Genomic DNA, 15,021 nt, shown 5'->3' with positions numbered 1-15,021 from the left:
ATTAAACATTATGCAGAATTAAATTTTTGAAGAAGATTTTGTCTTTCTTGCGATCAGATAATAATATTTTCATATTTTTTTGATTTTGTTTAAAATTTCTTATTTGTAAAATAGAGGACACCTAAGTCAATAATTAACTCTTCAACTAATTTATCAAATTCATTACCAATTGATTTTAGGAGGTGGAGAGGATAGCAACATTAGCAGATTACGCAACAATTGGCGATTCAGTCAGCTTGGCAAAAATTGGCGATAATGCATTTACAATTACATTCATTGAAGATTCTGATTATACTCAGGGAACTGATGTAACAAAGGGTGTAAAAATCACTACAAAAGAAACATTTGAAATTGAGGGAAATTTCATTAACAAATTCTATACTACTCGGGTAGATATTGTAAAGAAATTCAATAATGAGCGTCTAAGAAACGATGTAAACAATGGTAAATCATTAGGACCTGTCAAATGCGTATTGGAGAAATCATCATCTGGAAAAAATTTCTATAATTTAGTTGATGCATAAAAGAGGTTTTCAACCTTTTTTTCTTTTTAAAAAAAAGGTGATAAAATGAAAACCAATATCACTAAAACAAGTCGGTACTTAATCATATGTCCGATTAAAATAAGACTCTTTTTTTGAAAATAGTTTTTTATTAATTACATTGTAGGCAATTGTATGAGATCTAAGATTGGTTGGATCGTTGGTTTGTGTAGTATCCCTTTGATTTTGTTAATTGTCATGCCTCAGAGCAATATTGATTGTACTGGTGATGCTATGTGTATCAAAGGAAAAATCGACAATATTGTGGATGGAGATACACTAGATGTAGGTGAAAATCGAATTCGATTATCCTTAACTTCTACTCCTGAAATAGACCAATTTGGTGGAATTGAGGCCAAAGAATATGTGGAAAAAACATGTCCTGTAGGTTCAGATGTGTTGGTTGATGAAGATGATGGTCAGATTGATGGAAGTTATGGAAGAATAATTGGTAAAGTATATTGTCAGGGAATTTTACTAAATGAAAAAATTTTAGAAAATAACCATGGAGAAATATCTACTGTATTTTGTTCTCAAAGTGAATTTGGAAATGAGGAATGGGCCACAAAATATGGATGTTGATTAAAGTGCCGCGGGCGGGATTTGAACGCGCGACAGCCCGGTCTTCAGCCGAGTGCTCTCCCAGGCTGAGCTACCACGGCACTTAGAAAAAAAGGATTCAGTTGAGGAATTAAAGTTTGTCTTTTTAGATTTTCCACAAAATATCTTCTTGATTATTTCTCTTATTGATTAGACGGCCCAATACAAAGAGAAAATCAGATAATCTGTTTAGATATTTTATACAATTAGAGTTAATCTCATCTTTTTCACTCAAATTTACGACCAATGTTTCTGCTCGTCTTACTACAGTTCTAACATAATGTATTTGAGCAGCAGCAATTACTCCTCCTGGTAAAATGAAATTGGTTAATGGGGGTAATTCTGATTCAAATTTATCAATTAACGATTCTAATTTTTCAATCATATCTAATGACACTCTATTTTTTGAATCATTTAGATTTGGATTTGATAAATCAGCACCGACTAAAAATAAATCATTTTGAACATCTGTTAAAATCTCTGAAATATCATCATCCAGAGAATTTGATAAAACCATCCCTAAGGCAGCATTAGTTTCATCAACAGTACCATATGCCATTATTCGTGGATGTGATTTCCCTATTCGAAGATTTCCCTGAAGTCCTGTGTTTCCATCGTCTCCAGTTTTAGTATAGATCTTCATGATTTTACTTGAGATAATCAACTATTATGTTGTTCGAAAAAATCTCAAAATTCATTACTTGGATTAAAATAGAAAAATCATGATAGATTATTTTCTTAATAGTGCAATTAATCTCAAAAAAATACCCCGTCAAGGATGGATAGAAAAATTAGATATGAAAAATCCTGAATCAGTAGCAGATCATACTTTCATGATGAGTATAATGGGTATGCTGATATCTGATTCTGAAAATTATAACTTTGAAAAAATTCTAAAGATGATATTGCTACATGATTTAGCTGAGTCAAAAATAGGGGATTTTACTCCTCATCAAATCTCTAAAGAGAGAAAACTTGAATTAGAAAATCAGGCTTTCTCCGAGTTACTAGACACACTTCCTTCTTCAATTAAAGAAAACTATCAAAGGATATGGAATGAGTATACAAAATGTAATTCAGATGAATCTAAACTTGTTCATGAAATTGACAAATTAGAAATGGCTATTCAGGCAAAAAAATACGAACAAAGTGGAATTTCTAAAGAAAAATTACGACCATTTTATGATTCGGCTGAACAAGAAATCCATCATCCAAAGCTAAAAGAATTATTTACAAAGATGTGTAAGTGATAAACAATGTCTGAGCAAAACAAAGATGAATTAATTGAAACTCAAAAACAAGTAATTGGGATATTATTTGAAGTGATTAAACGTCTTCAAGCAAACAATGATCTTGATGAAGAATATTTTAAACTTATTTACAATTCTGACAAAGATGAAAAACGATTGGAAGAGATCATCAATGAGAGAACAGAGAATGCTAAAATTGTTGGCAGACTGTTAGAGCAATTAGAAACCTAGAGTGAACAACTACTACCACAATCATCATCTGAGATTATTCTCAAATGAGCCGTCTGTTGAAATTTATCCTGAACATAGTTAGATAAATTAGCAATTCTGATTATTGGTTCTCTAGTTTTCCAACTTCCTTCATTTTCAAACCAAAACTCAATCTCATCAACATCGTATCTTTCTCCACTTTGTACTAATTTTTTAAAAATTGATTTTATTTCAACTACTTCTTCTTCAGATAGTTTTGATTTGTCTTCTACCATGGTAGTAATTTCATTTAGTTTTATAATGATTGGATTTGTTAGTGGCATATCCTTTTTGATTGAAAGATTCTATAACAATCTTTTGAAGCAATATTGTTTTTATAACAAATCAAATCTTTGCCTAGCATGCAATATTTTCAAGCCCTCAAATTAGGACAAAAAAGAGTGGCTGAAGCCCGTGAATATTTGAATAAATTAACTGATGGAAAAGCAATGCCTGCATTAGCACTAATTGATAATAAATCAAATGTGTGGGAACCTGTTGGTGAAGAAAATCTATATGCATTTGTTGATGAATCTGCTGGTTTTGTTCTAACTGATAATAGTGGTTACATTTTGGCCCTTGTCGACAAGAGTGGCGCATCTAAAACCATAGTCCAAGGTGTCACAAAACCTCAAAAAGAAAACTTGGAAAAAGCATTTCAAGCAGACAATATCCCAAAATTTGAAGGCAAGGTAATCCTTCCAGTATAGCCAAAAAACGTAAACCTTTAGTTATCATATTACGGAGAAAAAGAAATGAGCAAATTTACTCAAGAAATTGAAGTTAGTGGGCATTTGATTGATTCAATGATCTTAACTAAAATCTTTGATAAGATAATGGATCTTAAAGGAGAATTCCAAGTTGAAGAAATTAACATTGGTAAAAAGAAAAAGGATCAATCTTTTGCCAGATTGCAAATTATTGCTAAAAACCAAAAACATCTTGATGAAATTTTAAACACAATTTATCGTGAGGGTGCTGTTTCTAAAGTTCAAAAAGAAATAGTTTTGAAAAAATCTCCAAAAAATTGTGTAATGCCTGATGATTTTTACAGTACAACCAATAATCACACCCAAGTTTTTCACAAAGGAAAATGGATTCAGGTTGAAAATATGATGATGGATAAATGCATTGTAGTAAAATCAGGAAGGGCATTTTGTGTTCCAGTACGAGATGTGAAAAAAGGTGATGCTGTAATAATTGGGGACAAAGGTATCAAGATTACCCCACCTGAAAGACCACGAGAAGGTGTTAATGTCTTTGAGTTTATGGGAAGTTCAAGTTCAAGTGAAAGACCAACCCAGCATATTGCAAAAAAGGTAGCTGATGATATCTTTGAAACCAAAAAGAGGGGTGGAAAAATTGTCATAGTAGGTGGTCCAGCAATTGTTCATACTGGTGCAGCTGATGCAGTAGCTGAATTGATAAAATCAGGATATATTCATGGTGTATTGGCAGGAAATGCTCTAGCAGTTCATGATATTGAATATGCAACATTGGGTACTTCATTGGGAATGAATGTACATGATGCAACATTAGCATATCATGGTCATAGAAATCACATGGATACAATTAATGCCGTATTCAAGGCGGGTTCAATTTCTAACATGGTAAAAACCAAAAAATTACAAAGTGGAATAATGTATGAATGTGTAAAAAACAAAGTACCTTTTGTTTTAGCAGGCTCTATTCGTGATGATGGTCCATTACCTGATGTCATTACAGATGTTGCACAAGCTCAAAGAGAATACAAAAAAGTTCTCAAAGATGCAAGTATGGTAATAATGATTTCAACAATGCTTCACTCTATTGCTACTGGAAATATGCTTCCTGCAAATGTCAAAGTAATAGTTGTTGATATCAATCAACCCACAGTAACAAAACTTATGGATAGAGGTACCTGGCAAGCATTAGGTATTGTATCTGATGTAGGTGCATTCTTACCAATGGTCGCACAGCAAATTAAAAAGAAAAAATGATCAAGGCATCAATTTGGGATGCAGTAATTTCATTCCGTTTGAATCAAACTCTAACGGATGAATTTGTTCACTGTGTTTAACTCCCCTCATTTTTGCAATTTGTATGGTTCTCTCCATGGTATCTTCTTTTCTTGTATGTCTAAGTTGTATGATTCCAGAGCCTGCAAACCATTCTAGTGGAATTTTGGATGTTTCATCAAACTCTGATAAGACTATGGTAGTTACTCCAAAGTTTTCTAAGGCTTGGATTAGTCCTTGAAGACCCTGGCGTAAATAGAATTCGTCTGGATATTGCATGGAAAGAATGGTGATTGAGTCAATTACCACTCTCTTTGCCTCGATTCTTTTGATACTACTTAGAATCAATTTTGTCAAATGTTGAAATGGGATTTGCTCTCCCCTATACAAGGAATCATCTTTTCCAATCAGTTCATCTTGAATTTTAAATGGGCGTGCATCAACCATCATGATTTTATCTTGGGAGATTAGATCATCTAAATCCCAACCAAATGATTTTGAATCTTGTTTTATTTCTTCGATATTTTGAGATAATGTGATGTATACCCCTGGTTCATCAAAGTCTTTTGCACCAGAGTATAGGTACTGCAGACCAAATGTAGTTTTTCCACTACCTGGAGGACCTGAAACTGTGACTGCACGTCCTACCTTTAGCCCTCCAGAGATTACTGAATCCAGTCCAGGAATTCCTGTTTTTACCTTAGAATATGTTGAATCCAATAATAGAATTAATGAAAATTTTGTATATAAAGAAGGAGACTAGTTTAGATCTTACATCCTATGTTCATACTGTCATACTAAAGATGAATATTTTTTGAGTTTTTCCAAAGAGACTCAAACAGTAACTTCATAGAATATACCATTGAATGAGAGTTTGTCCACATTGCAAATGCCTCATCTTTAGAATTTGCATTCTTTGTAAAGAATAACATTTCATTATCATCCTTGATGATAAAGCACAAATGGTTTTCTACATCTTTACTTAATTTTTTGATATTTTTTCTTTCTAAATCATCAAAGATGTATGCCGTTTTATCTGTGCATGCGCTAAGTAATCTAAATTCTTGTTTGGATTTGATGAATGCTTCTAAAAAGTCTCCGTGGTATAATTTGAGATAATCTTTTTCAGAACCTAAAATTAAAAATTCTTTACTGAAATTATCTGTCATTTCTGTAATTTTTGAATGAATTTGGTTAGAACCTTGAAGCATTTGGAATTTCTCCTCTACTTCTTCTTCTATTGCATCAAACGTTGGAATGTTCTCCCACAATTCTGATAATCCCTTTTCCATTTGCTCTAGAGATTTTACACGTTCTTTTTCTGAATTGACTAGAACCCAAATTGCCTTGTCTAATGGCTCTGCAGTGAATCTAATTGGATGATCAAACGTGGCTGAAACTATTCCTTTGTTTTGTAATGCTGAAAGTAAATGATATGTTTCAGTTCTAGGTAATTTTAATGCCTTACAAACTTCAGGAGCGGTCTTTGAACCATATTTTCCAAGATAGATGAATACCTTGCTTTGGTTTGATGTTAAGCCATATTGGGATAATTCTGCTTGAACTTTTTCAATTGATAGTTTGTATTCATACATCTGTGAGTCTGGTGCTGAATCAAATACTGATGTTTGAGTTGCTTCTTTTGCCATGTTTTTTCAGGATCCTCCGTAAGAAAATACTAGACTATATTGTGATATAGCTAAATTTGTTAGATCGGATTGATCGTTTTTGTCAATTTTTGATAGTCTTTCATTACAGAAATTAGGCATGATTTTTCACTTAAACTCCGATTTTTACAGTATTTTCAACTGGAATAGCAGATCCAGTATAGGTAGTTTTTAGTGTGAAATTTTCTCTAAATCCAGAACTTTTCAGAAATGCGATTTCCAAGATTCCTTCATTACCTTTGAATGCAATGCATCCCATATCTGCTTTCAAGCCTTTTTCAATTACATTGTTTAACGTTGCCAAAGTTCTTTGAAGCGATTCCAATTTTGCTTTTAATTCGTCAATTGCTTTAAAGTAAAGTTCTAACTCTCCTTTCAACCCCATTCCATTATACACTAGAATTTCATTTAGATTATACCATTTGTCACTAAGACCTTTTTTTGATTTTTTCTTTTTTTCAGTGGATTTCTTTGATTGTTGTTTTTCTTTTTTAGCATCTTTCTTTTCATCTTTTTTAGCATCTTTTTTATCCTCTTTTTTACTGTCTTGTTTCTTTTCTTTTGATTTTGGGTTACTTTCACCTGTAATTTTTTCTTTTAATGCTAAAAATTCTGGATCATCTGCTGAAGATTCTTCATTGATTCTAATTTTTTCACCTAAAAGATTAGAATATTCCTTAATGATTTTTTCTGTCTCTTCAATTTCTTTTTCAAGATTTACTTTCAGAGAATTTACTGAGTTAAATCTCTCAATAATTGTTCTCAAGTATGTCCCTCATCGGGAATTACTAAGGTTGGTAGATTTTCTTTTAGTTGGCTTAATGTGCTTAATTGTTTTGTTGCAGTTCTCAAGAAAGTGATCTTTTCTGTAAGATATGATTTTTGTTTCTGTATCAAGTCTAATAATTGTGGTGTGACATATTCAATAATTTCTGTAATTGTTTCAGGATTGTAATCAGTAAATTTCTTTGTTTCAGTTTTGCCGTTAGATAATTTTATAATTAATTTAAGATTGGGCATCAAAGTAACAGTAGTATCTTCAGGAAGATTGAATATTTTTGGATGAATTGTAGTTGAGAATCCTAAGAATTCTGTAATAACTAGTAATGCATTGTTTAAATCATCAATGACATTGGTTTTTTGGTCTTCTAACTCGTAAATTTGAAGAGATTCTTCCATCAGAGTGTTTAACTGGGTCAGAGTCTTGGCATTGACATCATTAGGGTCTATTTTTGGTGCTTCTTGTTGTTGACTCTGGGCAACTTGCTCTTTATTTTCTACATTGTCTGATGCTTCGCTAGCCTGCATTGATCTCAAAAACCCTAAAAATTACATTAAAAGTTGTATGTTCCTCAATGTTACACCATTTTTAGGAATTATTGCCTGCAAAGTGGTGGCTAATTTCTTGAAATATAGGGGAAATGTGTAGGTTTTACTTGATCGCTACTATTCATATTTGGAAGAAAATTCTATTCCTCTACCACTACTCTACCAATGTCTACTTGTCTTAGAAATGACTTGCCAGTGCTGTCATATCCATTAATGAAAACATAAAGATGGTAATTTCCGGGTGGAATTTTTGTTCCTCCTGAATCGTTTTGATCAGGTCTGTCTTGAATTTCCCAAAAATACAGATATGCAGAATAGTCTACTGGAATGTAAATACTATCTCTATCTTCATCAAGCATCCATCCACTATTTTCATTCCATCTTTCACACTTGTTTGTAGACGTCTGTGAGTGTAAGATACTAGGGTTTGTTGAATTTACAGAACAAATTAAACCTGAATAAGAGGTGCCGCTAGGATCATCAAGATTTTGAAATACTGCACGAGTTCCTTGATATTGGAACCAACTTCCTTCAGGACCGGTATTATATGTGATAACTTGTAGAATTTCATCATTATCATAGGTCCAATAAGATGGAAATTGAACAGATGGTTCTGGAACTTGAAGGTAAGAACTGAAAAGAGGAGCAGTGTCCATAGTTTGATCATCAATTCGCATGTAAGTATCTAATCCACTAACATAATTAACAGTGAAATTTAATCTATTTCCGGATTCAAGAATAGTCTCAGGAATGGCTAAATTTGTAAAGTTGTAAACACCCCAAATATCATCTGCATCAAAATCACCATCTGTTTCAGGAATTGAACCTGCATCTAAAAATGGTAATGAAACATCTTCATCCACAGCAATTGGAGGTTCAATGTTTGTTCCATCTTGTGTAGTTTCATAAATATACAAATCAACAGTTGATGATGTGTCTCCAAATCTTGCATTATACAAATCAGTAACTTCCGAAGAAATCAAGTCTCTATCATTCCAATGGAAAATCTGATCAATTCCTCCAGTGAAATAATTGCCAGTTCCATCATATCCTATATGCCAGTAAGGATCACTTCCACCATCAATGTCAACAGAAGTACCTCCACTGCCAAACGAATCAGTATCAACAGAAACACCGTCTACGTATAATTCACAACTTCTACTTCCATCTCTTACAGCCACAACATGATGCCATGCATTATCATCATAATCAGATGAACTCATACAACGAGCAAAATTGGAGCTATCTGTAGAAAATTCAAAAACAATTTTCCCTTCATTGCCACTCGTACCATCTCCAAAAGATATCATGTAATGATCACCGGAACTGGTATTATCTGCATGAAACATGAACTGTCTAGCTCCATCAGGTACACTGTTGGCCCTAACCCAAAGAGCAGTAGTATCAGGTGTACCTTCAATATCCATATTGCTATTGCTTGTAGTGTCCTGACTATCAAAACAAGAATCTCCATCAAATGAATAATATGGTGAATTATCTGGTCCGCCACTTGAAACCCATGTGGGTGAGCTACTTGCTGGAGGAACAAGACCAAAAACTGCTATAGCTGCAGTGGCTTTTCTATCAGTACCAGACCAATCTGCTTCTGATTCTTTAGTACCTGTTGTAGTTTCAATTCTATATCCTGTATCTAAATTCATACTAGATTCGGTCCATTCTAAAGTATTATAATATGAACCACGCCAATCAGTAAAATCTGTATTATCTCTAGTCATTGCAGCAAGGATAGTAAGTGCATCAGAATGTGAAGTTGATGCAGTCCATCCAGTAGATTGTTTATCTACATTGGAATTTCCAGAGTTTGCAGTCTGAGAAACATCATATACAAACGAATAGCCATTACTTACAGAAAATTCTAGAATTCTCAAGTTAGTTGTTCCAGCACCATTATCCCATCTTGCGTCTATCGAAGTAGGTTCACTTGCACCTGCAATTTTATACCACATTGCCATTCCTCTGCGTTGTCCAGTATCAACATATCTATAATCTTGAAGAATTTTTGTCCAACCATCTGAAGTTGTTGAATCAACATTAACATATTCTTGATTAATTGCAGCATCAGTATTACTATTACTACCGGTACGTGTAATTGCAATTGCTATCAATAGATTACCTTCACCAGGAGTTGAACCAAATGTTGCAGTTGCTTCAGGATTTGAGGAATCTCGATCATATTGTTCTCGAGTAACTGTACCAACAGAAGTATTACACACTTCTAGGTCACGACTGTTTTCACCAGAATCCGGTTCACTTGAAACATCAGAGTCAAAATGATAAATCACATCTACTTGTTCATTATTTCCAGAACGAAGGTCAGATACAGAATCAGGTAAATGTTCATGCATTAGTCTAAGAGAGCCAGTCCATTTTCCAGTAGGAATTGTAATTACAGAAGATGAGTTTTGACTGAAAAAATTCACGACTCCTGAAGTAGATAAATCAATGTGCTCTCCAGGTTCATCTGCAGATGAAGGAGCCATTTGATAAGATGAATCAGGAGTATCTGCAGTTTCTTCATGGAAAATCAAAACACCATTACCAATGACCGTATCATCAAGACCAATGGATGTTAACGCAGTACCTGATTCTAATGAGGATACCACCTCTCTTACTTTGACTCCTGATGCTACTGTATTTGTTGGAACCCCATTGAGAAGTGATGTAGTAAACGTAATCTCATCAGCATCTTGGCCAGCTACAGTGTATACCCATGAAAAATTTACGCTCTCTCCAGGCTGAAGATTTGGAAATGATGCAGGAGTTGGTCCTGAGACATAAGTAGCACTACAATTTGGAGAACATGAAGAAGTATCAACCACTGGAAGTGGGGTTGGAGTCAAATTCAAAAATGGTGAATTGTTTGTAGAATTATTTACAACAGTCATAACAACAGTAGTGTCAAATTCAGTTGAAATAACAGGCGGATAAGTACTGCTTGTAAGATAAAGAGCATTATTTCCTACCGAATTGATATATGATGATTGAATTCCTCCTCTACTTGAAATTACCTTAATCTTGTAACCTGTAGTGTCCACCATATCATAATCAATAATAGTTCCCAAATCAACGGTATTTCCAGGAGACAGTGTTGCATCTACATCAAATTTTTTTGTAGTTTCAGGAGAGCCATCTTCTTCAACCCATATTGATTTGATATTTAATGGAACTTCGCCAACATTTGAAATAATACCATCAAGTTTACCAGTATTTATCTCAACGGATTCTAATTGGAAAATCTCTTCTGCTTGCTCTCTTTCTCTTTTCTCTGATACAATCATAGATTCTGATAACTCACCCATCATGTTCATGCTATAAGTCACATATGACAAAGACGCAATTACTATGGTAACTAAAAACACTGTACCAACAACTGCACTTAGTCCACGATGTTTTCTCATGGTGCTATCGCCTGTGTCCTATATTGATTTCCTCTCTCAGTGTATACAATAATATCAAAATCCCCTCCTGATTTCCAAGGATGTGTTGCATTTGTAGAAAATTCACCTGAAGGATTTATTCCACCATCAGTATAGTAAAAAGTTGTCAAAGATTCCAGTGTTGTTCCATTAACAAGTTCCATTTCAGTTACGTTTAGTCCCAAAGTTCCAACATTTGACATTGTTACATTAAGACAGTTTACGTAAGATGGGCCGGGTTGTGTACATGTAGTAGAAAACCAAACATTTTCAATAACTAGATCTTCATTTAATTTATTCATCTGAGTTGAAAACATTTCTTCCATTTCCTGTTTTTGCACAGCAATACTTGTCTGTGACCATGTATATGCTCCAGTCCCTATGATAGCAACAGCTGCTAAAAGAATTCCACTAGTAACTACTGCAGATACTGCTCTCCTTTTTTTGGAAAACCCTTTAGGTAAATACACACAATACACATATTTTATTTCAAAATTTTTCATATTATCTAGAGTATGTAAGATAACAAACTTACACTGTAGGCTGAGCAACAGGCTCTTCTTCAGAAGGCTGTGATTCCGATTCAACATCGTCTACGGATTTTGGTTCAGCCGTCTCAGAAACTTGTTCATTTATTTCAGATTCTTGTTCAATATCCTCAGAAGCAAGACTATTTCCCATTTCTCCAATAGTATGAGGAGGGCAGGATACATTGAGAGTTTTGGATAATAAGAAAAATGTAGGAAATAATTCTTGATAAATCACAGTCAAAATTTTAGGTATATCATTTTCATCTTTATTTAGAATTTCATCTCTTTCAATTGAATCTCCAAAAATTCTAGCAACGCCTTGAATTGACAATCGGACATTTCTTGGTGTGGATAATGCTGTAAATCCGTATTTGAATACAGATCGTTCATTTGTATTATCTACTTCTTCAATATTTGCTTCAACATCATATTTTTCCAGGCTTTTCAGATTTGGGTCATTTTTGCTCATGGAAATGTCATTCAAATCAATTTCAGTCTTCATATTGAAGAAATTTCATAAATTTTTCATTAAACAATGTGTATGTAATATCCCCACACACATAACAGCATTAGTGCTTTTTTGAATGAAAATAGGCATACTTGGAACAGAACAATAAACTAATTTCATCAGTAAAACACTCAAAGGTACAGTCTGATAAAGTAAATCTTTCAATCTCGATCTCAAAAATCAAGAAAGATTCTCATAAATTGTCTGAAATGTATGATTTTAAAAAATACATGGATTCATCAGACATGAATTTTCCTGAAGATATGCTGGAAATGATTCCTTCAGATACGCCCCCATATCTTGATAACGGTGAGCATTATGTAGAAAGAATTGGACGTGCATTGAAATTTTTCAAACAATGTGCTTTAATTGGTCCTAGTGGAACCGGTAAAACCCATATTGTTTATCTTGTAGCTGAATTGGCAGGACTTCCAATGTGGGAAATTAACTGTGGTTTGGCCACATCGGTTTTTGATTTATTTGGAAGATATGTTGGGTTAGGCAAAGAGAATTGGATTGATGGCTTAATTACTAATTGGTGTAGACGTGGAGGGATATTGTATCTGGACGAAGCAAACATGATGAAACAAGACGTAGCAACAAAACTCAATCCTTTGTTGGACCAAAGAGGACACATGGTATTAACTGAAAAAGACAGTGAAATTATTCATCGACACAAACATGCATACATGATAATTAGTATGAACCCTGTATCTTCAGAATTCGCTGGTACTAAACCAATTAACGCTGCTATGAGAAGAAGAATGAGTGTTTGGTTGAATTTTGATTACATGAGTGTAGGTGATAAAATAGATGATAAAGAAATTCAAATGGTTTCAGAACGTGGAAACATCAACATGTTTGATGCAGAAACCATAGTGAAGATTGGAGCTAAATTAAGACAAGAATACAAGATGGGAGATTTACCTTATGGTCCATCAATAGGAGATTTAGTTAATTGGGCAAGAATATGTTCTGATGGAGCTAATGTTGCTGAAGGAGGAGATGAAACTCTAGTTCCAATGACAAGTGATGATCCTGAAGTTCAAGATGAGGTAAGACATATCATTAAAAAAATCATTGAAAGTCAAGCAGCTGCAAATAAAACAAAGGTGTGATTGTTGAAAGATACCATTCAAGACATGGCACATCAGTTATTTTTTGAAATTTGTGATAAAAAACCAATTGATATTGATACATTTTTTCTAGATCAATTGAATTTTCCACGAATTGATTATGAACCTAGAATGACAGTATATATCCCAATGCCAAGACAAGTTCAAGGAATTCAGGCACTACAAGGATGTGCATTCATAGAAGATGAGCATGCGTATAAGACATTATTTGCACTTTATTTTGCATCGGTTTGTCATTCAGCAGGTCATGCTCAAGTGACAAATTACAGTACTTATAAAAAATGGATTTCTGGGAAAAATAAGAAACGAGCATTTGAAACAATGGAATTCATTGAAGACATTAGAGTAGATGAATTTTTGAAAAATAACTTCTCAGAATATTATTTTGAAATTAAAAAAATTGAAGATTATTTTAAAATTTTAAATGAGAAAAAAGAGACTGAGGATAAAGAAAAGCGTACAAAAAAGGTGTTTACACAGAAATTTGTTTCAGATATTAAAATAGAACGAGAAAAAATCAAACAAGAAATTTTAGAACTATCCCTAAAAGATAAAGAAAAATTCATTGAGGTTGCAAATAGAATTTATGATTCCTCAAATATTTTAACTGATGACAAACTGCCTTTTACAGATCATTATGCCCATCCAAAAAGAATTGAAAAATGGGTTCAAAATCCAAAAATTTCTGTAGAGGGCACATTTTTTAACATAGTTGATAGGTTTGGTGAAGTTTGGATTGATCAATTAAAACGAAGAGCCAAAGTCAAGAAAAAATATGGTGGAATAACAGAAGATTTAGAATTTGACAAAATTGATTTTGCACCTGAAAATATTGGAGAATATCTTAGACTAAAAAACGCAACTCACTTGTTTTTAAAGAAAATGTCTTCCCAAATCAAAATGACACCAAATGTAATGGATGAAGGAATGCCTGAAGACATGGGTCTGTTACAAATGCAGGCCGCCATACAGGCAGTTGCTTCAGATAATCCTAGAATTCAAATCTTTGAGCAAGATGACTATAGAAGAATTGAAGAAGAATGGGCAATTGTTGTAGATACCAGTAGCAGTATGAGACTAAAATTTGATGAAATGAAGAAATTTGCAATTTGTTTAGGTGAGGCTGCAAACGAAGTTAATTCAAAGAATGGAAAATGGGGATTTTTTACATTTAACAATAATTTTACGATTGTGAAAGATCACTATGAACAATATGATCAAAACTCAAAATCACGTATTGGAGGAATTGAGATTAAAGGGCTCTCATTTATTGCTGATGCAGTAAAACTATGCTCAAGAATTTTAGATAGAGAAAATATTGAAAGAAGGTATATTTTCTTAATTACCGATGGGCAAGCACTTGGTACTCATGAGGCAGATACAAAAATGCAAGAAGCTATTGCAGAAGCAAGAAAAAAAGGAATTAGTGTGGTTGCAATTGGAATTCCAACAGGAGTAACAAAAATTTATTCAATGTGTATGCCTTATGAGGGACTAAGAAAGACAGTTTCCAAATTCTTAAATGCATACACTCTACTAGTGGGAGATGATCTATAACGTGAAACTTTTAAAACAGACAAATTTTTTAAAAATCCAAATGTGGAACATTTCAAATTTATTTTTATATTCAAATAAGAGGTTAATACTAGAATGAAACCCAAACTAAAGCAAAGATTGGCAATCAGTACAGTACTTACAACTGTCATCATCTTGGTGTCTTCAGTTGTACTCGGTTCTGGTGTTGTACTTTACGGAACATCATTGTTCCAAGGGGGT

General features: G+C 33.5%; 17 protein-coding genes and 1 tRNA gene. 8 read left to right on the top strand and 10 right to left on the bottom strand.

The features are described from left to right. The first annotated feature begins 182 nt into the window (after window positions 1-182). Both Q0941_RS10295 and Q0941_RS10290 read left to right on the top strand, forming a co-directional pair. Entirely contained in the window at window positions 183-524 is a 342-nt protein-coding gene (locus Q0941_RS10295) for a hypothetical protein (protein WP_299293925.1), read from the top strand. Between the two features lie 153 nt (window positions 525-677). Beyond that, on the top strand, window positions 678-1,124 hold the full coding sequence (locus Q0941_RS10290; RefSeq protein ID WP_299293922.1) for a thermonuclease family protein: 447 nt from the start codon (window positions 678-680) through the stop codon (window positions 1,122-1,124). 6 nt (window positions 1,125-1,130) lie between these two features. Here the strand turns inward: Q0941_RS10290 and Q0941_RS10285 are convergent. Together Q0941_RS10285 and Q0941_RS10280 are read right to left on the bottom strand one after the other, a co-directional pair. Next, window positions 1,131-1,204 (bottom strand) — tRNA-Phe (locus tag Q0941_RS10285). Window positions 1,205-1,248: 44 nt separating this feature from the next. After that, window positions 1,249-1,785 carry a cob(I)yrinic acid a,c-diamide adenosyltransferase gene (locus Q0941_RS10280; protein ID WP_299293919.1) on the bottom strand — a complete coding sequence of 179 codons (537 nt, stop codon included), beginning with the start codon at window positions 1,783-1,785 and terminating at the stop codon, window positions 1,249-1,251. Between the two features lie 79 nt (window positions 1,786-1,864). On the opposite strand from Q0941_RS10280, the gene Q0941_RS10275 reads away from it, so the two are divergent. Together Q0941_RS10275 and Q0941_RS10270 are read left to right on the top strand one after the other, a co-directional pair. Next, window positions 1,865-2,392 (top strand): HD family hydrolase, encoded by a 528-nt coding sequence (locus tag Q0941_RS10275; protein WP_299293916.1) that lies wholly within the window; start codon window positions 1,865-1,867, stop codon window positions 2,390-2,392. A gap of 6 nt (window positions 2,393-2,398) precedes the next feature. Next, a complete protein-coding gene (locus Q0941_RS10270) occupies window positions 2,399-2,623 on the top strand; it encodes a hydrolase (RefSeq protein WP_299293913.1) in 225 nt (74 codons plus the stop codon). On the opposite strand, the gene Q0941_RS10265 is transcribed toward Q0941_RS10270, so the two are convergent. Continuing rightward, complete coding sequence (locus Q0941_RS10265) at window positions 2,620-2,925, bottom strand: hypothetical protein (protein WP_299293910.1); 306 nt, start codon at window positions 2,923-2,925, stop codon at window positions 2,620-2,622. The two genes, Q0941_RS10270 and Q0941_RS10265, sit on opposite strands and share 4 nt — an antisense overlap. Before the next feature lie 78 nt (window positions 2,926-3,003). On the opposite strand from Q0941_RS10265, the gene Q0941_RS10260 reads away from it, so the two are divergent. Together Q0941_RS10260 and Q0941_RS10255 are read left to right on the top strand one after the other, a co-directional pair. Continuing rightward, a complete protein-coding gene (locus Q0941_RS10260; protein ID WP_299293907.1) occupies window positions 3,004-3,351 on the top strand; it encodes a hypothetical protein in 348 nt (115 codons plus the stop codon). 45 nt (window positions 3,352-3,396) lie between these two features. Next, window positions 3,397-4,620 carry a TIGR00300 family protein gene (locus tag Q0941_RS10255; RefSeq protein WP_299293904.1) on the top strand — a complete coding sequence of 408 codons (1,224 nt, stop codon included), beginning with the start codon at window positions 3,397-3,399 and terminating at the stop codon, window positions 4,618-4,620. On the opposite strand, the gene Q0941_RS10250 is transcribed toward Q0941_RS10255, so the two are convergent. The 7 genes from Q0941_RS10250 to Q0941_RS10220 all read right to left on the bottom strand — a co-directional run bounded on the left by Q0941_RS10250 (window position 4,621) and on the right by Q0941_RS10220 (window position 12,103). Beyond that, on the bottom strand, window positions 4,621-5,358 hold the full coding sequence (locus tag Q0941_RS10250) for an ATPase domain-containing protein (protein WP_299293901.1): 738 nt from the start codon (window positions 5,356-5,358) through the stop codon (window positions 4,621-4,623). Window positions 5,359-5,435: 77 nt separating this feature from the next. After that, entirely contained in the window at window positions 5,436-6,287 is an 852-nt protein-coding gene (locus tag Q0941_RS10245) for a TrmB family transcriptional regulator (protein WP_299293898.1), read from the bottom strand. A gap of 130 nt (window positions 6,288-6,417) precedes the next feature. Next, the gene (locus Q0941_RS10240) at window positions 6,418-7,071 is read right to left on the bottom strand and encodes a hypothetical protein (RefSeq protein ID WP_299293895.1); all 654 of its coding nucleotides are present in this window, start codon (window positions 7,069-7,071) and stop codon (window positions 6,418-6,420) included. Beyond that, window positions 7,068-7,613 carry a hypothetical protein gene (locus Q0941_RS10235; RefSeq protein WP_299293892.1) on the bottom strand — a complete coding sequence of 182 codons (546 nt, stop codon included), beginning with the start codon at window positions 7,611-7,613 and terminating at the stop codon, window positions 7,068-7,070. Before Q0941_RS10235 ends, Q0941_RS10240 begins: the two co-directional genes overlap by 4 nt. Before the next feature lie 161 nt (window positions 7,614-7,774). Continuing rightward, window positions 7,775-11,053 carry a LamG domain-containing protein gene (locus Q0941_RS10230; protein ID WP_299293889.1) on the bottom strand — a complete coding sequence of 1,093 codons (3,279 nt, stop codon included), beginning with the start codon at window positions 11,051-11,053 and terminating at the stop codon, window positions 7,775-7,777. Beyond that, window positions 11,050-11,541: a hypothetical protein gene (locus tag Q0941_RS10225; protein WP_299293886.1), complete on the bottom strand. Its 492-nt coding sequence runs from the start codon at window positions 11,539-11,541 to the stop codon at window positions 11,050-11,052. The genes Q0941_RS10230 and Q0941_RS10225 overlap by 4 nt, the downstream gene beginning before the upstream one ends. A 61-nt stretch (window positions 11,542-11,602) precedes the next feature. Next, window positions 11,603-12,103 (bottom strand): hypothetical protein, encoded by a 501-nt coding sequence (locus Q0941_RS10220; RefSeq protein ID WP_299293883.1) that lies wholly within the window; start codon window positions 12,101-12,103, stop codon window positions 11,603-11,605. A gap of 98 nt (window positions 12,104-12,201) precedes the next feature. Between Q0941_RS10220 and Q0941_RS10215 the strand changes: the two genes are divergently transcribed. Together Q0941_RS10215 and Q0941_RS10210 are read left to right on the top strand one after the other, a co-directional pair. Beyond that, window positions 12,202-13,227 (top strand): AAA family ATPase, encoded by a 1,026-nt coding sequence (locus Q0941_RS10215; protein WP_299293880.1) that lies wholly within the window; start codon window positions 12,202-12,204, stop codon window positions 13,225-13,227. Window positions 13,228-13,230: 3 nt separating this feature from the next. Continuing rightward, a complete protein-coding gene (locus tag Q0941_RS10210) occupies window positions 13,231-14,802 on the top strand; it encodes a vWA domain-containing protein (protein ID WP_299293878.1) in 1,572 nt (523 codons plus the stop codon). The last annotated feature ends 219 nt before the right edge of the window (window positions 14,803-15,021 follow it).

The sequence above is a fragment of the Candidatus Nitrosopumilus sp. genome, from assembly GCF_028278985.1.
Lineage (GTDB): Archaea > Thermoproteota > Nitrososphaeria > Nitrososphaerales > Nitrosopumilaceae > Nitrosopumilus.
This window is presented reverse-complemented; position numbering and strand designations above follow the sequence as displayed.

Coding starts and splice junctions, on each gene's coding strand:
- Q0941_RS10290 (WP_299293922.1), top strand. CDS start 678: ATGAGATCTAAGATTGGTTGGATCGTTGGTTTGTGTAGTATCCCTTTG.
- Q0941_RS10280 (WP_299293919.1), bottom strand. CDS start 1,785: ATGAAGATCTATACTAAAACTGGAGACGATGGAAACACAGGACTTCAG.
- Q0941_RS10275 (WP_299293916.1), top strand. CDS start 1,865: ATGATAGATTATTTTCTTAATAGTGCAATTAATCTCAAAAAAATACCC.
- Q0941_RS10270 (WP_299293913.1), top strand. CDS start 2,399: ATGTCTGAGCAAAACAAAGATGAATTAATTGAAACTCAAAAACAAGTA.
- Q0941_RS10265 (WP_299293910.1), bottom strand. CDS start 2,925: ATGCCACTAACAAATCCAATCATTATAAAACTAAATGAAATTACTACC.
- Q0941_RS10260 (WP_299293907.1), top strand. CDS start 3,004: ATGCAATATTTTCAAGCCCTCAAATTAGGACAAAAAAGAGTGGCTGAA.
- Q0941_RS10255 (WP_299293904.1), top strand. CDS start 3,397: ATGAGCAAATTTACTCAAGAAATTGAAGTTAGTGGGCATTTGATTGAT.
- Q0941_RS10245 (WP_299293898.1), bottom strand. CDS start 6,287: ATGGCAAAAGAAGCAACTCAAACATCAGTATTTGATTCAGCACCAGAC.
- Q0941_RS10235 (WP_299293892.1), bottom strand. CDS start 7,613: ATGCAGGCTAGCGAAGCATCAGACAATGTAGAAAATAAAGAGCAAGTT.
- Q0941_RS10230 (WP_299293889.1), bottom strand. CDS start 11,053: ATGAGAAAACATCGTGGACTAAGTGCAGTTGTTGGTACAGTGTTTTTA.
- Q0941_RS10220 (WP_299293883.1), bottom strand. CDS start 12,103: ATGAAGACTGAAATTGATTTGAATGACATTTCCATGAGCAAAAATGAC.